This is a genomic window from Flavobacterium sp. HTF, from assembly GCF_003105115.1.
GTDB lineage: Bacteria > Bacteroidota > Bacteroidia > Flavobacteriales > Flavobacteriaceae > Flavobacterium.
In genome coordinates this window covers 45,854-64,717 of sequence record NZ_QETH01000008.1, presented here as the reverse complement: position 1 = coordinate 64,717, position 18,864 = coordinate 45,854, and the positions used below count along the sequence as shown (strand labels likewise).

General features: G+C 36.1%; 23 protein-coding genes. 11 read left to right on the top strand and 12 right to left on the bottom strand.

Translation table 11 applies throughout. The features are described 5' to 3' along the window. Window positions 1-25: 25 nt before the first annotated feature. The 6 genes from DCO46_RS04100 to DCO46_RS04075 all read right to left on the bottom strand — a co-directional run bounded on the left by DCO46_RS04100 (window position 26) and on the right by DCO46_RS04075 (window position 4,595). Complete coding sequence (locus DCO46_RS04100) at window positions 26-925, bottom strand: alpha/beta hydrolase (protein WP_116751307.1); 900 nt, start codon at window positions 923-925, stop codon at window positions 26-28. Window positions 926-1,013: 88 nt separating this feature from the next. Beyond that, window positions 1,014-2,024, bottom strand: a complete 1,011-nt coding sequence (locus DCO46_RS04095; RefSeq protein WP_116751306.1) for a bestrophin family protein — start codon at window positions 2,022-2,024, stop codon at window positions 1,014-1,016. Between the two features lie 85 nt (window positions 2,025-2,109). Continuing rightward, window positions 2,110-2,466: a YciI family protein gene (locus tag DCO46_RS04090; protein WP_116751305.1), complete on the bottom strand. Its 357-nt coding sequence runs from the start codon at window positions 2,464-2,466 to the stop codon at window positions 2,110-2,112. Between the two features lie 37 nt (window positions 2,467-2,503). Next, window positions 2,504-2,692, bottom strand: coding sequence for a hypothetical protein (locus DCO46_RS04085; protein ID WP_116751304.1), 189 nt, complete (start codon window positions 2,690-2,692; stop codon window positions 2,504-2,506). A 67-nt stretch (window positions 2,693-2,759) separates the two neighbouring features. Further along, window positions 2,760-3,641 carry a pirin family protein gene (locus tag DCO46_RS04080; RefSeq protein ID WP_116751303.1) on the bottom strand — a complete coding sequence of 294 codons (882 nt, stop codon included), beginning with the start codon at window positions 3,639-3,641 and terminating at the stop codon, window positions 2,760-2,762. 198 nt (window positions 3,642-3,839) lie between these two features. Next, window positions 3,840-4,595: an SDR family oxidoreductase gene (locus DCO46_RS04075; RefSeq protein ID WP_116751302.1), complete on the bottom strand. Its 756-nt coding sequence runs from the start codon at window positions 4,593-4,595 to the stop codon at window positions 3,840-3,842. A 282-nt stretch (window positions 4,596-4,877) separates the two neighbouring features. Here DCO46_RS04075 and DCO46_RS23325 point away from each other — a divergent pair, with 282 nt between their 5' ends. Continuing rightward, window positions 4,878-4,988, top strand: a complete 111-nt coding sequence (locus DCO46_RS23325) for a helix-turn-helix domain-containing protein (protein WP_116751301.1) — start codon at window positions 4,878-4,880, stop codon at window positions 4,986-4,988. A 2-nt stretch (window positions 4,989-4,990) separates the two neighbouring features. Here the strand turns inward: DCO46_RS23325 and DCO46_RS04065 are convergent, their stop codons facing one another. Next, the gene (locus DCO46_RS04065) at window positions 4,991-5,329 is read right to left on the bottom strand and encodes a nuclear transport factor 2 family protein (protein WP_116751300.1); all 339 of its coding nucleotides are present in this window, start codon (window positions 5,327-5,329) and stop codon (window positions 4,991-4,993) included. A 2-nt stretch (window positions 5,330-5,331) separates the two neighbouring features. Next, window positions 5,332-5,883 (bottom strand): DNA-3-methyladenine glycosylase I, encoded by a 552-nt coding sequence (locus DCO46_RS04060; RefSeq protein WP_116751299.1) that lies wholly within the window; start codon window positions 5,881-5,883, stop codon window positions 5,332-5,334. Window positions 5,884-6,370: 487 nt separating this feature from the next. Here DCO46_RS04060 and DCO46_RS04055 point away from each other — a divergent pair, with 487 nt between their 5' ends. From DCO46_RS04055 to DCO46_RS04035, 5 genes are all read left to right on the top strand, one after another. Beyond that, entirely contained in the window at window positions 6,371-7,138 is a 768-nt protein-coding gene (locus DCO46_RS04055) for a polysaccharide lyase (protein WP_116751298.1), read from the top strand. A 172-nt stretch (window positions 7,139-7,310) separates the two neighbouring features. Continuing rightward, window positions 7,311-7,643, top strand: a complete 333-nt coding sequence (locus tag DCO46_RS04050) for an ArsR/SmtB family transcription factor (RefSeq protein ID WP_116751297.1) — start codon at window positions 7,311-7,313, stop codon at window positions 7,641-7,643. Between the two features lie 10 nt (window positions 7,644-7,653). Beyond that, window positions 7,654-8,139 (top strand): GNAT family N-acetyltransferase, encoded by a 486-nt coding sequence (locus DCO46_RS04045; RefSeq protein ID WP_116751296.1) that lies wholly within the window; start codon window positions 7,654-7,656, stop codon window positions 8,137-8,139. Window positions 8,140-8,183: 44 nt separating this feature from the next. Further along, complete coding sequence (locus tag DCO46_RS04040; RefSeq protein ID WP_116751295.1) at window positions 8,184-8,657, top strand: DUF6428 family protein; 474 nt, start codon at window positions 8,184-8,186, stop codon at window positions 8,655-8,657. A gap of 27 nt (window positions 8,658-8,684) precedes the next feature. Continuing rightward, window positions 8,685-9,299 (top strand): protein-tyrosine-phosphatase, encoded by a 615-nt coding sequence (locus DCO46_RS04035; protein WP_116751294.1) that lies wholly within the window; start codon window positions 8,685-8,687, stop codon window positions 9,297-9,299. 8 nt (window positions 9,300-9,307) lie between these two features. Here DCO46_RS04035 and DCO46_RS04030 read toward each other — a convergent pair whose 3' ends face one another. The 3 genes from DCO46_RS04030 to DCO46_RS04020 are packed head-to-tail and all read right to left on the bottom strand — an operon-like array spanning window position 9,308 to window position 13,285. After that, complete coding sequence (locus tag DCO46_RS04030) at window positions 9,308-10,876, bottom strand: MFS transporter (protein WP_116751293.1); 1,569 nt, start codon at window positions 10,874-10,876, stop codon at window positions 9,308-9,310. A 3-nt stretch (window positions 10,877-10,879) separates the two neighbouring features. After that, a complete protein-coding gene (locus DCO46_RS04025) occupies window positions 10,880-11,941 on the bottom strand; it encodes an HlyD family secretion protein (RefSeq protein ID WP_116751292.1) in 1,062 nt (353 codons plus the stop codon). Window positions 11,942-11,953: 12 nt separating this feature from the next. Next, entirely contained in the window at window positions 11,954-13,285 is a 1,332-nt protein-coding gene (locus tag DCO46_RS04020) for a TolC family protein (protein WP_116751291.1), read from the bottom strand. 215 nt (window positions 13,286-13,500) lie between these two features. On the opposite strand from DCO46_RS04020, the gene DCO46_RS04015 reads away from it, so the two are divergent. Further along, window positions 13,501-13,893 carry a hypothetical protein gene (locus tag DCO46_RS04015; RefSeq protein ID WP_116751290.1) on the top strand — a complete coding sequence of 131 codons (393 nt, stop codon included), beginning with the start codon at window positions 13,501-13,503 and terminating at the stop codon, window positions 13,891-13,893. A 69-nt stretch (window positions 13,894-13,962) separates the two neighbouring features. Next, window positions 13,963-14,742 (top strand): hypothetical protein, encoded by a 780-nt coding sequence (locus DCO46_RS04010; protein WP_116751289.1) that lies wholly within the window; start codon window positions 13,963-13,965, stop codon window positions 14,740-14,742. 5 nt (window positions 14,743-14,747) lie between these two features. On the opposite strand, the gene DCO46_RS04005 is transcribed toward DCO46_RS04010, so the two are convergent. After that, complete coding sequence (locus DCO46_RS04005) at window positions 14,748-15,728, bottom strand: YheT family hydrolase (RefSeq protein ID WP_116751288.1); 981 nt, start codon at window positions 15,726-15,728, stop codon at window positions 14,748-14,750. 232 nt (window positions 15,729-15,960) lie between these two features. Between DCO46_RS04005 and DCO46_RS04000 the strand changes: the two genes are divergently transcribed. From DCO46_RS04000 to DCO46_RS03990, 3 genes are read left to right on the top strand one after another with little or no spacing between them, the layout of a single operon-like run. After that, complete coding sequence (locus DCO46_RS04000; RefSeq protein WP_116751287.1) at window positions 15,961-17,088, top strand: NAD(P)/FAD-dependent oxidoreductase; 1,128 nt, start codon at window positions 15,961-15,963, stop codon at window positions 17,086-17,088. After that, window positions 17,089-17,802, top strand: coding sequence for a methyltransferase domain-containing protein (locus DCO46_RS03995; RefSeq protein ID WP_116751286.1), 714 nt, complete (start codon window positions 17,089-17,091; stop codon window positions 17,800-17,802). Continuing rightward, window positions 17,799-18,851: a type III polyketide synthase gene (locus DCO46_RS03990; protein WP_116751285.1), complete on the top strand. Its 1,053-nt coding sequence runs from the start codon at window positions 17,799-17,801 to the stop codon at window positions 18,849-18,851. The genes DCO46_RS03995 and DCO46_RS03990 overlap by 4 nt, the downstream gene beginning before the upstream one ends. The last annotated feature ends 13 nt before the right edge of the window (window positions 18,852-18,864 follow it).

Below are 18,864 nucleotides of genomic sequence, written 5' to 3'. Positions count from 1 at the left end.
TATTTAAATGGTTTGCATTAAATTCTTATTTAGAAAGAGCAATAACCGCTTTGGTCAGCAATCCGTCTTCCGTCATAAATTCCCTGAGAATACTAAAATGATCTGCTCCGGAAACAATCAGTGAACTGCCTTTATTTCCTGCTTTTTGCCAGGCTTCCAGATAGTTTGAAGATTGTGTTCTAAAAGCCGCTGTTTCCTTTTCTCCCCAGGCAATAATTAATGGAATTTCGCTGGAAACAATTAATCGAATCGGGCTTGAAGAAAGAATTTGCTCTGAGGTAATGCGAACTGCAGGTTGTACAAAAGTGTGCGAAACCGGATCCAAATCAAAAAGACCGCTTACGGCCAAAATCCCTTTAACAGTATTTTGAGGTAATCCATAATCTGACCAGTTTGTTGTGGCCGACATGGCTGCCAGATGTCCTCCGGCTGAATGTCCTGCAACAAATATCCGTTCCGGATTTCCGTTAAATCCTGAAATATTTTGACTTGTCCACGCTATAGAGGATCTTATTTGCCTTACCATTTCGGGGATACTCACTTTTGGAGCGAGATCATAATTGACAATTACAATAGTAAAATTAGCTTTAGCAGCACCCAATGCTACAAAATCATAATCATCGCCGAGACCAATTTTCCAATAACCGCCATGAATAAAAATTAAAACCGGTGCATCAGCGTCTTTAGCAGGATAAACGGTTAGTCTTTCCATTAAAGTTGCACCATACGCTATTACGGTTCTTTCTTTAAGAATTTTGCGTGCTCCTGCGCTACTGCTGACAAATTCGTTAATATATTCCGGAAAACTGGGTACGGCTTTTTCAACATCATATTCGGTATCAAGCTGTTCCTGTGTTGAAAATTGGCCATAAAAATGGCTGACCGGAAAGTTATTTTCCAGTGAAGAGTGGTTATACTTTTCCATGATTTTAAGAGATTAAATAGTTTGTGCGCTGATGAAGCTTTTGTAAAAGATGTTTTTATTTTTATATGAAGTTTTGAAATTGAAATTCTTATAAAATTATATCGTGTTGTGGCTGAGGAAAATCAGGCAGATTATCTTCTGCTAAAATTTCCCGAAGATCAATTTCTATGGTTTTACAGATTTTAGAAATTGGCACGTCATTGGCATTTCCTTCAAAAGGATTTTCGGTGCTTTCTCCAACTTGCCCTAACGAAGTGTACATCCATGAAATAATAACGCTAAACGGAATTACAAACCAAACCATATTCCCGTGCATGATGCCACTGATACTATCGTTTAATTTATCAAATTCCTTTAACAGCCCGAAAGGCAAAAGCACACAAAACAACTGAACCAGTAAGGTATTTATAATGGCATATTGTCTTGGATATGGCGAATCTTTCAATTGTTCGCTTCTGCTTTGCTGAGTAAAAAAATCTTTGATTGTTCTCTGAAAATCAACAAACTGAAGCACTACAATTTCCTGATTATCATAAAGTTCTTTTAGTGTTTTACTTTGCATTGCCATAATTTGCGTGGCTTTGTTTCTGGCTTTTAGAATTTGTTCTAATTCTATTGGAGAAAGAAATTTAGATAATTCTTCTTTCAGGGTAATTTCGTTTTCCGGTATGATATAATAATATTGCTGATATTCTGAATTATGTTTTTTTGTGCTTGTTTCCCAAACACGGTACGATCGCATCTCGTAACGCAACGCAGTTAGCCATGCTATATGACGATAAATGAGTAATTTTGTTTTTTCAGGATTACTAACAAAATCACGGCTCATAATACCCCAGGATCGGCTTGTGCTCAAAATTTGTGTCCAGATTTGCTGTGCTTCAAGTGTTCTGTTGTAGGTTTGTGTATTTTTAAACCCCACTATAAAGGCTGTCGCAGTTCCTAATAAAGCAACAACTGTCCAGGAAATTCCGAGCCATTTAAGTTCCAAATATTCATGTAAAACCGTTGGTATTATACTCATTATCAATAATAAGTAAATGCTTTTTCTTGTCCAGACAATAAATTCTAAAAGCTTGTATGATTTACCTGTGTACATTTTATGCTACTTTAAAACTGATTTACAAATAGATTTAATTGAAAAATAAGCATGTATGTCTTTTTATACATGCTTATTTCAGGCTTTAGGCTACAGGAACTGACATACGAACTTCTACAATTGCCCCGTATTGGATAATTGGACAAGCTTCTGCAATTTTTACTGCTTCATCATAATTATTAGATCTGATAAGAAATAAACCTCCTATAGATTCTTTTCCGTGTCCATAAGGACCAGAAGTAATATGATTTCCCATTTTGGTATGTTTAATCACTCTTCCGTCTACGTCCCAACGTTTTGGCGGCGCAACTAATTTATCCTGCGCTGCAATTCCTGCAATCCATTCCTGATAAGGTTTAATGGCTTCTTTCATTTGTTCCGGAGTTGGTACTGGGTTTTCGCTTGTCAGATCTCTGTGGATCACTACTAAAAATTCTTGCATAATAATTATATTTAAGATTTATAAAATTGTTTTGTGTTTAAAATATCGAAGCATAATCTTCGTCTTCTTCTTCAAAAGGCTGTTCTTTCATATGAAGTGTTTCGTCCAGCAATTCGCTTCCGTCGGTTGAATCATGGTGATGAAAAATTTCTTCACTATCCATTTCGTTATTGTAAGCTGTCGGTTTTGACAGGCCCAGTAGCTTTAAAAAATTGATAATTTTCATGGCTTCCTTTTTTATTGTTAATAGTTATTGATTTTCAGTAACAGGCTGTTTCATGAAATAATTGGTCTTATATAACCGGATGGATTATTTTTCTGGTCTCGCCTTCCATTTCAATAAAACCCATTTTTCCATTTTTATAATTTTCAGCTGCATTTAGTAAAGCAGCTTCAGAATCCATCACCATGGCACCTTTAGAAAATAATTGTTCATGTAACGGTTTACCCGAAATCAGTAAGAATTGACAATTTGTAATGGCAGTAAACTTTAACGGCTCATCAAAATCAGATTCTGCCATTGCGATTACCATTCCTTCTTCGAGTTCTATTGTGGTTTGATTCGTCATAAAATCAAAATAACCTTCAATTACAAAAACGGTTCCTGACCATCGTGCCGGAAGCTGGTGCGAAAATTCTTTTCCTGTTTCCAGAAAAATGTGCAGCATGGTGAGTTCCTCCGGAGTTTTAATTTTATTTACTACAGATCCTGTTTCACCACAAACTACTCTTACACGAACACCTTCTTCTTGTATTTCAGGAATCTGGGATTTGTCGATAAAAACACTTTTCGGGTCTTCTTGTTTTTTGTTGGCGGGGATATTTACGAACAATTGTAAGCCTTCAACAGTCGCTCCGTCGGGAACAGGAAATTCTGAATGTACAACACCTTTTCCGGCGTATGTCCAAAGCAAGCTTCCAGGAGTAATTACGATATTGTTTCCACGGGAATCTACACTATGATAAGGAGCGGAATCTTCAAAAACATAACTGATAGCCGACATTCCGGCGTGAGGATGTGGCCCGAAAATATCATGTTTTAATTCAAAATGATCAAATCCAATAATAGGATCCATAAGTCCGTCAAAATCTTTTGCTCTTGCTTTTCTTGCAAAAAATTGTTCGTCTCCCTGTACGTCGGGCGTGATTACTGTTGATAATACTAACTTGTTCATACTATTTTATTTAAAGGTTAAAATTGCACCGCTGCCCATTGATTTGCCGTGTTGTTGATCAGATTTTCGCAAATGCGCTGACGTAGGACTTTTAATGTACACGAACGGGTGGAAAGTGCACGCCCATTACAACCGCCTCGACAAACTGCCTACCCGTCATCTTCGTTTCAACGGGCATCGAAGCTATTTATATTTTGATTATGCTCTTTGCGGACGGTTAGGAAGCCATTCTTCAAAAGTGATCGTTCCTAATTTTGCAGTTTCTGCAGGAACCAGAGTAAGTTCTTTTAGAGGCGCTCCAAAGTATAAAGCACTTTCGTCTGAAATAACTTTAAGCGGATCGTTCGTTTTGGTCAAATACGTTTGTAAAAGTTCTGAAAGTTTAAAACGTTCCGGTCCTCCGATTTCAACAATTCCGTTTGCCGGATTTCCGAGTGCAAGATCCACTACCATAGAAGCAACATCTTCTGAAGCAATCGGTTGAATTTTTGCCGGAGAAATGGTTACACTTCCGCCTTCGTGTGCAGAAGCTACAATTCCGCCAAGGAATTCCATAAATTGTGTAGAGTGAATAATCGTAAAAGGAACCCCCGCTTTTCTGATTAAATTTTCCTGAGCTTGTTTGGCCCTGAAATAACCGCTTTCCTGTAAACGATCTGTTCCCACTACAGAAAGTGCGATATGATGTTTTACGCCTGCATTAATTTCTGCTGCTAATAAATTTCTCCCCGAAGTTTCAAAAAACTCTAAAACTTCTTTGTCTGCAAATGATGGTGAGTTGGCTAAATCAATTACGATATCGGTATTTGTTACCGCTTCTGCAAGTCCTTCACCAGTAATGGTATTAATACCTGTAGATGGTGCAGCTGATATTACAGTGTGTCCCTGATCACGTAATTTGTTTACTACTTTTGTTCCGATTAATCCTGTTCCGCCAATTACTAAAATTTTCATGATGTGTGTTTTTTAAATTGTTATAAATGATTTTCATTTTCATTTAGTAATAGCCAATTTGCGTGCCATTCAAATAAACAACTGATTACCAGTATCTTACACACGTAAGCATGTTTAAAATTTCCCTTTATAAAGGGAAATCATTTTAAGTTTCACTTTATATAGTGAAAACCTGAGATAAAACATTGACTTACTATTTGCAAAAACTGCATATAAAAAAATACCTGCTCCTTTTTACGGGTAACAGGCATTTATATTTTGAAGAATACGGAATAGAATATTATGGAAATTGCATGGTCTCTTGGGTTTGAGGATCTTTCCCATTTCATTAAATTTTTCAGGAAAAATGTCGATGTCACTCCAAACGCTTTCAGAAAGAATCTTGCTGTTTGATTTTAGTGAATTAAATCTGCTTTTAAATAGGAGATTTTATTGTCTTTAAGAATAATTTCAAAAGTTCCTCCAATTTCTCCTTCAGGAAAATCGCCTGTAAATTTCACCTCTAAATACACTTCATGCTCGTCTGAAATATCCAGGGTAATGATTTCTGTATAAGTATTATAACCAATAAAATAGCTATTAAAATAGTCTTTAATTCCTTCATGTCCCAAAAACTTTCTGCCAACAGACGGGTCGTCTAAAACGGCATCAAACAAATAGAAATTCAGGTATTTTGTAGTATCAAAAGTATTACCGGCTTCAATCCAGTCCTTGATAAAAGTTTTTATATTCATGCTTATCTTCTTTGTAACCACATTGGGTTGGTTTCTAAAATTTGCTGGTGAATTTTACAATTTTGAGAATGTGCTCCTTTAAGGTAACCAATGCTCATTAGAAATTCATTTACAATTTCACCTCCTGTAAACCTGAAAGTTTTCCTGAATAACTTTACCCATTCTTCTTTTGTTTTGGGATGATGGTGTTCAAGCCATTTTTCAAAACTGCCAAATTCATCCTGCAATTGAAGTATCGTTTTGGCATTTTCAATCGCAGCATTTACTTTAAGCTTATTGCGGATAATTCCGGGATCATTTAATAATCGCTCACGATCTGTCTGGGTATAATCTGCTATTATTTTAATGTTGAAATTATCGTAAGCTTTACGAAAACTTGCTTCCTTTTTTAAGATAGTTTCCCAGCTCAAACCCGCCTGATTAATTTCCATAATCAGACGTCCGAATAATTCGTTATCATCGTGAATAGGAAAACCATAGTGATAATCATGATAATTTTGATGCAGTGTGCGGCTGGGTTCTTTCATCATCGGGATGTAATTGCAATAACTCATGTTTTTTATTTTTCAATTAATACTAATGCAAAAGTGGGTAAGATTACCCAAATTCAATTCGCCAAAATGCCATAAATTGTAGCCTTTTTTGGCGATAAATACATTCTCCACATAATGCCTGAAACCGACTTTTAGTTCCTGTGGCTTATCCGTTAATTTTTATAAGTGAGTTTTAAAATGTAAGCAAAATACATAAACCACATTTTTTTGTACCTAAAAACGTACTTTTTTACCCCCTCTACGAATTCTTATTAATCAACTTTGCATTGTCAATTACCAATTGTCTGAGAAGACAGCTGTTATTTTTAAGAACAGCAATTCTAAGTACAGAACAATTATGAACTATACGTAAATAAAAAAATCCATTTTACGTATCTATTGATTCCGGTTTTGAGAACCTTAAAAAACCTCATTATCAGCGTCAAATGCTAATCACTATCTATTTTTTACTAACCATTAATTATTTACTAACCTTAAATTTTTAAAAATGAAAAAAATCTTAAAATTAACCAGTTTGCTACTTATTACAGCATTGGTGTTTAGTTCCTGTGACAAGGAACAAGAAGTAAGTGTGCCACAAAGCACTAACAAAGAAGCACCACAAATCGCTAACAAAAATGCTTCCTTAGCCGTTGCCGCATTAGGTAGTGCCGGAGCCAGAACAATTACATTAAAGACAAACACACTATCGTGTCCGGGCGGTTTATGTACGTCATATGGCGTTTGGTCAACGGGTGTTTATACCGTATGGTTCCAGATGAAATTCAATTCCGGATTTTACTGGAGCAGAGGCGGTAAATGCGGATATGGTATACTAATTGGCGATCAGAATACCGGTGGCGATCCGGGATGGGACGGGAATGGCGGTAGCGCCAGATTTATGTGGTATTGTCCAAATGGATCAAACAGTGCCAAAGGAAGCGGAGCTTATCTGCAACCTTACGTTTATTATAAAGATCAGCCGGGACAATATGGTAATGATTTTGGAAAAAAGTATTACATTCAGGAAGGAGTTACATATAACTGCCAGATATCTGTTAAGTTAAATACGGGATCCAATACTAACGGATACGTTAAGTATTATGTAAACGGTACGGAGATACTGAATCAGACAATTCGTTGGGTGACTAATGATTCTAAGCGAAATGTTAATGCCGTTAGCCTCCACACCTTCCGTGGCGGTAGTCAGGAATACTGGAAAGCTCCGGTAACAAGTTCTATTTATTATCCTAGTGCATCCTGGGACGCTCTATAGTTCCTATATACTTTAAAAAAATTAAAACCTGAGAATCTTAAGATTTTCAGGTTTTTTTGTTAATGATACTTTTCAATCTTATCACATTTTTTTCTTTTGATTTTCAATTTGTTGCCTTTATATTTTTTTTAAACAAAACTATATCGTAATATTGCAATATAATTATAAAACGATGGGAGCAACAAAAACAGATCACTTTACAGACAACCAGAATGAGCTGGCTGTTTTAGCCAAGGCGTTAGGACATCCTGCGCGTATTGCTATTATAGAATATTTATTAAAAGTAGATGCCTGTATCTGCGGGGATATTGTAAACGAACTTCCTCTTTCACAGCCAACTGTTTCACAACATCTTAAAGAATTAAAAAATGCCGGCTTAATAAAAGGAAGCATCGAAGGAAATGCTATCTGCTACTGCATCAACGAACCCGGACTGGAAAAGATAAAAGGTTTCTTTGAGCATATCACAAATCATCTTGCTAAAAAGAGAAACGAATGCTGTTAATCTAATCTCTATGGAAATCAGAAAACTTTTAACAACAGACTGGCAACAGGTAAAATCAATCTACGAAAAAGGAATAGAAACCGGCAATGCTACTTTTCAAACCGGTGCTCCATCGTGGGAAGATTGGGACAAGTCACATCTTACAGACTGCAGAATTGTTGCTGAAATTAATAAAACACTAACTGGCTGGGCAGCACTTACGCCTGTCTCTTCCCGCTGCGTTTATGCGGGAGTTGCAGAAGTGAGTGTATATGTCGATCCTGAATATTCCGGAAACGGAATCGGACTTACTCTTTTAAACGAACTTATAAAACAAAGTGAAGCAGAAGGCATCTGGACACTTCAGGCCGGAATTTTCCCGGAAAATAAGGCAAGCCTTCGTATCCATGAAAAAGCAGGATTCAGAATCGTTGGAATAAGAGAAAAAATCGGAAAACAGAATGGTGTCTGGAGAGATACCGCTCTTCTTGAAAGAAGAAGCAATCTTTTGTTTTAACCGTAATTATTGAATGAAAACAGTTTAACTAAAAATAAAAAAACATGAAACTTTCAGAAATCAAAGAAATACTAAAAACAGTAGAAGCTGTAAATTTTGAATTACCTAACGGAACTTTTGTACCGGAATATTTTCACGTAACCGAAGTAGGCCTGATAACAAAAAATTTTATTGACTGCGGAGGAACAGTAAGAAAAGAAACTGTTGTAAACTTTCAGCTTTGGAATGCCAATGACTACGAACACAGGCTTAAACCTCAAAAACTGATTCATATTATTGAACTTTCAGAAAAAGTACTGGGAATTGAAGATCATGAAATTGAAGTAGAATATCAGGATACCACTATTGGTAAATATGATTTAGACTTTAATGGACAGAATTTCATTTTACTAAATAAACAGACAGCCTGTCTTGCTCAGGAGCAATGCGGAATTCCATCGGATAAGCCTAAAGTAAAATTATCACAATTAAACAGCGATACCAGTAATTCCTGTACTCCAGGCGGAGGATGCTGTTAATTTTAAAAACTTACAAGTAATAAAATTATGTTATACCCTGAAATTGATAACACAATCAGTTCATTTGATTTTAAGCAGATTTCTGAAGACCGCAGGAGTCTGCTTCAGCCATTAATCGACTATATTCAATACAAAGCAGACAGCAAACTGGATATCAGGTTAAATTTAATCTGTACACACAATTCCAGAAGGAGCCACTTGTCACAGGTCTGGGCACAGACGGCCGCTGCTTATTATGGCCTGAAAAATGTTTCATGCTATTCAGGAGGAACAGAAGTTACGGCCTTATTCCCAATGGCAGCCGAAATTTTAGAATATTCCGGGTTTAAGGTCAAAATTATTTCAAAGGGGACAAATCCGGTATATTCAATAAAATTTTCACCGAATGAACTTTCAGTAATTGGTTTTTCTAAAACCTATAATGATAACTTCAACCCGGAAAGCGAATTTGCAGCAATAATGACCTGTTCACAGGCTGACAGCGGATGTCCGTTTATAGCCGGTGCAGAAAAAAGAATTCCAATAACTTTTGAAGATCCAAAAATTTCCGACGGCACGCCACAGCAAAAAGAAATATACCTCGAACGAAGCCTGCAGATAGGAACTGAAATGTTTTATGTGTTTTCGCAAATCAAAATTTAGATTAGACATTAAATAGGAATTGGTTCCAGCTCTACCCTTTTAATTGGTCTTCGCCAGAGTCTGAATAAAAGAATAATAACAATTGGTAAAAAACAAACCGCTGACATTACCAAATAGATATCCTTATAAGCCAATAAAATTGCAGCTTGCGAGGTTTTGTTTGAAAGGTTTTTTTCTGCCATTTTTTGTGCTTCGGCTTCAGACAGGCCCATATAGAGAAAATTTCTTTTGGAGCTGGCCAATTGCTGTTTTGCCATTGTGTTCACTTCTGTCAATTGCTGGCTCAGGCCTGTTTTATGATGTACATTTAGACCCGAAACAAAAGTTCCTAAAACAGCACTTCCCAATAAACCGGCAAAAATGGCCTGGGCAATAATACCGCTCATCATTCTGGATGCACTCAATCGTGGCGGAACACCTTCTGAAATATAAAGCAGGGATATCGGAAAGAGAAACCCCATTCCAAGTCCTTTGAATATTAACGGCATAAAAAAATCAGAAGAATCAATTCCCGGATAAAACCTGAAAAACAATATGATATGATAGAATCCGTAACAGGCAAAACCCATAATCCAGATGGTTGCCAAATACGTTCTTCTGAATAGAAGATATGTAGACAACGGAATCGAAATACACAATCCAATTAATAAAGCCAAATGTGTTTTGGCCCCGGATACAGCATCAAAACCTAAGATATTGGTCATGTATCCTGTTATAACGCTTCCTGTGCCGTTCATTACACCAATATATAACATTAAAAAGGTACCAATAATTACATTTTTATATTTATAAACATCGGGATTAATTATGGGGTCTTCGGTAAAACGAACGTGCAGGAAATAAATCCCAGGAATGATAACTAATAAAGCCGTGGCTAAACTAATTTTAGGATCGTTAAACCAGTTGCGGCTTTGTCCTTCTGCACTAAGAAAAAGAATCACGGTAAAAAACAGAATCATGATAATCCATCCGCGCCAGTCAAATTGAAATTTGGTTTTCATGGGCGCAACATCGGCTTTATAAAAATACCAGGCCAGAATAATACAGATCAGAAAATTGATATTGAGAAAATAAATACCAAAAGTCCAATTGTGAAAACTGGTAAAATGAGCACCTAAATATTGGTAAACATGCTGGCTCCCTTTTTGAATGAACTGAAGAATTCCGTACAATAATGCCATATTAAAAGCAGGATTGTACTTTAATATCACAGGAACCATTGAAGCAAAAATCCCAATAACAGATACAATTCCCAAAAGCGATCGCCAAAAAGTAAACCATTCAATACTGGTAGTAAATAATGAGGCCGTGTTAAATAAAATCGACAGGAATGCTGCTGACAATATCATGGTTTTTACTTTGATCTGTTTGCCTAATTTTAATCCTAAAGGCATAAAAGCCAGCATTACAAAAATGGGAATATAAATAGAATAGGTAAAAACGGTTGTCGAAGCTCCAAAATGTCCCAGAATTTGGGAATTATCGTAAGTGGTGACATTCAGTCCGTTAAAAAAAGGAATGGTGAGGATATACAATCCTGTCAGAGTAAAAATACTTCCTTTTCTTCCTGCAAACATATTTTATTTTTTTACTTCAACTGTTACATTCATTCCTGGTTTTACTTCCTGTAAATCTTTGGTTTCGTCCTCAAATTCTATTTTTACCGGAATACGCTGCGTTATCTTTACAAAATTCCCTGTTGAATTATCGGGCTGAACCATCGAGAATTTGGCACCCGTTGCAGGCGAAAATCCTGAAACTTTTCCTTTGAACTTTTTGCCGTTCAGAGCATCAATTGTAATGGAAACCTGCTGTCCTTGTTTAATTTTTTCAATCTGAGTTTCTTTAAAATTAGCCGAAACCCATAATTTCTGATTCAGTACCAGGGTTGCCACAACCTGATTTGCATTTATTAATTCGCCAATTGACAAATTCCGTTCTCCAACTATACCCGTTGCCGGAGCTATTATATTGGTGTATGATGACTGCAGTTTCGCTGCCTCAAGATCTGCTTTTTTCCGTGCAACAGTCGCCCTTGCTGCCTCCAGGTTAATCGCACTTTGCCGTGTTACAGAACTATTGGCGTCGAGTCCTTTTTGACCTGCTTTAAGATAAGCTTCTTCTGATCGTAATTTTGAAACTACCTGATCATATTGGTTACGAGTAACAGCAGAATCTGCATACATGTTTTTGAACCTTTGGTAATCTTTTTGTGCTTTTTCAAAACTGGCCAAATCGCCTGCTAATTTTTCTTTTGCCGCAGATTGGTTAGACGCCGATGTAACAATTGTTTGTTCGAGCGAATGCAGGTTTCCTTCGGCAATAGCCAGATCAGCTTCTGCCTGTTTTTCTTTGATCTGATATTCTGAATCATCCAAAATTACCAACGTATCACCTGCATGAACAAGCTGATTGGCTTCGAAACGAATTTCTTTTATATGACCGGATGCCCGTGCCGAAACATTATTGATATAAGCTTCAACCTGAGCATTATTTGTGGTTTCGTAATTACTGAAATCAAAAAACAAACTCAAAATCCAGAAACCTCCTCCTGCCAGAAAAACAAAGGAGAGAATGGTTAAAATGGTATTTCTTTTTTTGTCTTTTTGAATTGCTTCACCGGGTTTGTTTTCTTCGCTCATACTATTCTTATTTTAAAGTTTACCCATTGCAAATTGAAGGGAATAATAGTGAATGATAAAATCTAAATTGGCATTTACAAGTGAAATTTTTGAGTTGTTCAATTGCAGTTCAGCATCGACCAGGTCACTTATCAAAGCAAAATCATTATCATATCTGCTTTTTACAATTTTATAATTGCTTAATGATAATTCAACATCTTTTTTATAAGTGTCGATGTTTCTTTTACTTTCTTCAAATTTGATATAAGCACTTTTTACTTCGCGCTCAATCTGATCTTTTGCGGCATCGAACGCCACATTGCTTTTATCGATTTGCAGTTTGTCACTCGTAATGCGATGCTTAATTGTATAAAAACCGGAAACATCCCAATTTAGAGAAATGCCTGCTGCCCAGTAGTTAATGATGTTTACATAATTGGGCCATTGGGCAGGATATTCGGTATTTAAAATCAGACTGGCATTTATATTGGGCCGAAACCCGCTTTTTGTAATGTTCAAAGAAGACTCTGACAACTGAATATTAATTGCTGCCCGTTTGATTTCCTGCCTGTTTTGATATGCATCTGCAAGGCTTTTCTGCAATTCAACATTTTCTGGCAGAATACTGCTTTCTGAAACTACAGGTTTTAAAATCGTATGCGTCGGAAGTCCTGTTAAAATATCCAAATAATTGCTTACCAGTTCAATATCATTCGTATTACGAAAAACAGAAACTTTAAAGCCGGATTGCTGCAGCTCTGTTCTCAATAAATCGCTTTTTAAATTCTGTCCGTTATCAACACGGGATTTTAATTGTTTTATCCTGAGATCTGTATTTAGAATATTTTGCCTGGTTACTTCAATTTCTCTGTACAATTTTTCGAGGGTAAAATAATACGTCGCAACCGCATTTTTAACGTCGGCCTGTGTCATTTTTATTGCAGATTCCTGCATCTGGATGAGGAGTTTTTGTTGTTCAATTTTTTCGTTAATCAAACCACCGCTGTAAAGTGGCACTGACGATACAATATTGGCAAATGCCTGATGATTGAAATAATCGACGGTGACATTTCTCTCATAAAATCCTTCGTATAATTTCGGATCTCCAATATAGGTATAGCCGCCATTTATTCCCACGCGTGGCACTTTTGCGATTTTAGCCTGAGACAGATTTTCATTTGCAATGGCAGCGTCTATAAAAACCATTTTAAGCTGCCTGTTGTTTTGAATTGCCAATGCAAGTGCTTCTTCAAGCGTTATGGTTTTTGCCTGAAAGAGACTATCTTTTTGTGCAAAACCCAACAGGTTACTAAAAAAGGCAAAAACCAATACCAAATAATGAAATTGTGTTTTTTTGTTTAACATACAATTTATTATTATTAATTTAATCAGTTGAAAATCAGGTAGAAGTAAAAATATTTAAAAAACAATACTTAAAGAAATGCGAGTATTTGGCTTGTAGGAGCTTAATTTAAAGGATTAACAGGATTTTATGTTAAAATATTTCATTATAAATGTAGTGAATATTTCTTTATATAAGAATAAATCACTAATATTGAACAACTTAAAACCGAAATACCATGTTTATAGAACTTGCTTTAACCGGAAAATTTATTGTTGATATTGTAAAAAGATTAAAAAACGACAAGACATTTCGAACGCTTGGTTTTTTGCTTTTTGTATTAGTTTTGGTGGGTACGATGTTTTTTTGGCTGGTCGAACACCTTCCTTTTCTTAAAGCACTCGCTTATTCTGTTGGTACACTTTCCATGAACAGCCCTTATGATCATGAAATTACATTTTCGACTATTGGAGTTGTATTCAATATCATCTATATTTTTATAGGTGTTGGTGTATACCTGATATTTGTTATTGAAGCCGGAAGAACAATCATAGCGGCACATGAAGAATTTGAGAGAAAACAAGCAGAAAGGAAAGCTTTGAAAAAAGCAAAAAAAGAGGCCGGATTATAATCTGCTTTATTGTTTTGCAAATTATCAAACCTACTATTTTCTGTGGTTCTAAATTCTAATTAACTGACTATGAATACAAATTTACTAGATGCTACTGAAGCCTGGATGATTGCTCTGCTTCTTTTTATATTGATGCTCATTTCCAGCTATATTGGAAAACTGACTGGAAATCATATTCGGAAAAAAACAGGCACTGAAGAGAAATTACCGGAAACCTCAGCACTAATTGCCCTGCTTTTTTTTCTGCTCGCATTTACTTTTGGCATGAGTGGCGATCGTTATGATTCGCGAAGAAAAGTTGTCGTAGAAGAAGCCAATATCATTGGCACTGCGATATTAAGAAGCGATTTATATCCCGATTCAACAAGAATTTTGTTTCGCAATGATTTTAAAGATTATGTAGAAACAAGAATTTCCTACTATGAAGTGGGTGCAGATGTAAAAGGAATTTTTAAAGCCGACAGCCTGTCACAAATAATTTCGGCGAAATTATGGAAAAGGGCAAGCACACTTTCTAAAGATCCTGCAAATTTGGCCGCAACCCAGCAAATGATTCCGGCGCTAAACGACATGATCGATATAACTACTACCCGTCTTTCAGGAGAAAAAGCAAAAGTTCCCCAAAGTATCTTAGTAATGCTGTTTTTTCTTGCTATGATAATCGCATTTTACGGAGGTTATTCTGAAGGCAGAAAAGGCAAGATTGACTGGCTGGTCCAGATCGGATTTTGTGTTTTAGTGTCTTTGGTTGTTTTGTTCACCTTAGATTTAGACAGGCCCCGCAGAGGTTTTGTTAATTTAGACACGCCAAATCAAACGATAATCGATCTGAGGAAAAATTTTAATTAAAGCTATTATTCAGATTTCATACGCTCTGATTTGCAGGATTCAAAAAATTCATACGCTCTTTTTTCGGCATAGGAATACTCTGAGTCACGCAGAGGAAAAGCACAGTGCCCTCCATATTTTGGAGTTTCCAGATAGACATATGCGCTGTCCTTGGCTATAGCCCTTGGATAGCACCTTTCACCCAAAAAAGGATCATCAAGCGAGTTGATAATCAAAACCGGAGTAGTAATATTTTGAAGGGAAAATTCAGGAGAAACACGCTGGTAATAATCATCCCGGCTCGCAAAACCATGCAAAGGTGCCGTAAAATACTGGTCAACCTCATCAAAAGAAGAAATCTTATCAATCTGGTCACGGTTTATAAAATCAGGAAACTGTGCTGCTTTATATTTCAGCTTTTTTTTAATATCAATTGTAAAATTCTTCAGGTAGACTCTGTTAAAGCCTTGTTTGAGTACAGCAGCGCTTGTTGCAATATGAGTTGGCACTGAAATGCATACTCCGGCCTTTATGCGCTTATCAATTTTTGTCCATCCTAAATAATTCAGCAGCTGAACACCTCCCATCGAATATCCGATCAGATAAACATCTTCGAATCCTTTTTTTAAAACAAACTGAACCACTTCGTCAAGATCGTCCACTGCACCATGATGATAAAGTCTCGGCAGACGATTCATTTCTCCGCCACAAGTACGGTTGTTCCATGCGAAAACCGAAAAATCTTTCTGCTGAAAATAAGCTGCGCAGCTATTATTGTAAGTTCTGCGGGAATCTCCTTCTAAACCATGACACAGGATAACGGCTTTTTTGGAATCCTTTATGATAAAGTCAATATTAATGAAATCTCCGTCGGTTAACTCCAGTTTTTCTCTTGTATAACCCGGAACTTCAAACTTTTTAAACAAAGCGGCATATATAGTCGAAATATGCCTATTGCGATGAATAATAGAAGGAAAATTATATTCTGATTGTTCAATTACCGGCATGATTAAGAAATGTTTTTTGATATGTTATACAAATCTAAGAAATCAATCCATATGTAGTTTAATACTGTCTTTTTTTATTTCACTTTTAAAGTCATTAAATAAAAGAAATTAAGAGAATAGGAATAAATCATCTCAAAAAGGCAGTCATTTTATACTAATCAGATTGTTATTTTACTATTTTTTTATTGAATTTAATAAAGACGAATTAAGATTTTATAACTAAATTGGTATTATGAGAACAAATCCCGAGGTAGTTATTATTGGTGGTGGTCTTGCCGGTCTGGCAAGTGCCATACATTTATCTAAAAAAGGATTAAGAGTAACGCTGATTGAAAAAACGGACTATCCAAAACATAAAGTCTGTGGTGAATATGTTTCGAATGAAATTTTGCCGTACCTGAAATGGCTGGATGCCGACATTTCTACATTAGATCCTGCTATGATTACCAATTTTGAATTTACATCGCAAAATGGCAGAATTGCGAGAACCAGCCTTCCTTTGGGCGGTTTTGGAATAAGCCGTTATGCACTGGATCATTTTTTATTTGAAAAAGCAATTTCAAATGGCTGTATAATTATCACCGATACAGTAACCGATGTTTCCTTTGAAAATGATATTTTTTCAATAAAAACCTCCAAAGGGATTTTATCCTCAAAAATAGTGTTAGGCGCATACGGAAAACGTTCCAACATCGATCAGCTGCTTTCGAGAGATTTTATTTCTAAAAAATCTCCATGGCTGGCTGTAAAAGGACATTATGCAGGAAACTTTGACAACAGTCTTGTTGCTTTACATAATTTTCAGGGTGGTTACTGTGGGGTTTCTACAGTCGAAAAAAACATTATCAATATCTGTTATCTGGCAGATTATAAAACGTTTAAAAAGTATAAAAACATAGACGAATACCAGAATGCTGTTCTTTATAAAAACAAAAACCTTAAATCTGTTTTTGAAAACAGCACTCCTCTTTTTGAAAAACCGCTTACCATCAGCCAGATTTCTTTTGACAAAAAACAGCCTGTTGAAAATCATATTTTAATGATTGGTGACACTGCGGGACTTATACACCCTATGTGCGGTAACGGAATGGCTATGGCAATACACAGTGCAAAAATAGCAGCTGAACTGGTACTGGATTTTTACGACGGTAAAATCGGATCGCGTAGTTTACTGGAAAAAAAATATACGCAGGAATGGAAAAAACATTTTAGCAAAAGGCTTTTTGCAGGCAGGCTTTTAGGAAAGATATTAAGCTATAAAACTTTTACACACATAATGACCTCAGCAGCTGCCTATTTTCCATCTTTATTGTCACTAATAATCAAACAGACACACGGTAATCCTGTAACAATTAACTAAATGAGAATAAATACTGAATATAGAACAGAAGAAACCGAAATAATGGATGATTTTTCGCTCGAAGGTTCCGAATTAATTGGAGCATTGGATAAAATCGCCGTAATCAATCAATTGTTGGGAGGCAATAAACTAACACTGCACGGATTAAAACAGTTACTAAAAAAAGCTGATCCTGCGCAAACTTTAACAATTGCAGACATAGGCTGTGGGAATGGCGATATGCTGAGAATGCTGGCAAAATATAGTAAAAAAAAGAATCTAAATTTTAAACTTGTTGGTATAGATGCGAATCCTTTTACTATAAATTATGCCCGCGAACTTTCTATAGATTTTCCAAATATGGAATATCGGTGTATGGATATCTTTAGCGAAGATTTCAATACTATAAAATATGATATTGTTTTATGTACCCTTACACTTCACCACTTTACCACACAGCAAATTACAAATCTGATTACTGTCCTTAACCAAAATGCTTCAATAGGAATTGTAGTGAATGATCTTCATAGAAGTAAACTGGCTTACAGACTTTTTGAAATAATCGGAGTGGTATTTAACTTAAACAATATGTCCCGAAAAGATGGCCTGGTTTCTATTTTGAGAGGATTTAAAAAAGATGAACTGGAAGATTTTTCCAAAAAACTAAATTTAAAAAACTATACCATAAACTGGAAGTGGGCCTTTCGTTACCAGTGGATAATTACTAAAATATGAGTGTAAAAATAATAACAGCTGTAAAACAGCTTCCGAAATATTCGCGTACCACAGAAGAGATACTTCCGTTTCTGGATGTATGGCTAAATGGACAAGAGGAACGTTTTATAAAAAAAGTAAAAAAGATATTTGAAGGTGCTGCTGTAGACAAACGTTACTCTATCATGGAACCTTCGGAAGTTTTTACGGCAACATCTTTTGAGGAAAAAAATGATATTTACAGCCGGGAGATGATTGTTCTGGGACATCAGGTTTTAGAAAAAGCACTTCAGAAAACCGGTTGGGATCCGCAGAATCTTGATTACATTATCACGGTAAGCTGTACCGGAATCATGATACCTTCCCTGGATGCTTATCTTATCAATAAAATGAAACTCCGTCAGGATATTGTACGCCTTCCGGTAACTGAAATGGGCTGTGCAGCCGGAATATCAGGAATTATTTATGCCAAGAATTTCCTGAAATCAAATCCGGGAAAACGGGCTGCAATAATCGCGGTAGAATCGCCAACGGCAACATTTCAACTCAACGATTTTTCGATGCCCAATATTGTTAGTGCCGCTATTTTTGGTGACGGCGCTGCCTGCTGCCTGTTATCTTCAAGAGAAGAAGACAACGGACCGGAAATTATTGACGAACAAATGTATCATTTTTATGATGCTGAACACATGATGGGATTTAAACTCACCAACAGCGGACTGCAAATGGTTTTAGATATTGAAGTACCCGATACCATTGCTTCACATTTTGGCGATATTATTCATCCCTTTTTGAAAAAAAATAATCTTGAAATTAAAGATATTAACCATATGATATTTCATCCCGGCGGAAAAAAGATAATCACAACGGTTGAAGCACTTTTCTCAGGAATGGAAAAAAACATTGACGATACCAAAGAAATCCTGAAGCAATACGGTAATATGTCGAGTGCAACCGTATTATATGTTTTGGAAAATATTATGGACCGTAATCCTGAAAAAGGAGAAAAAGGGTTAATGCTGAGTTTTGGCCCCGGATTCTCAGCACAGCGGGTTTTATTACAATGGTAATTATTTTGTACAG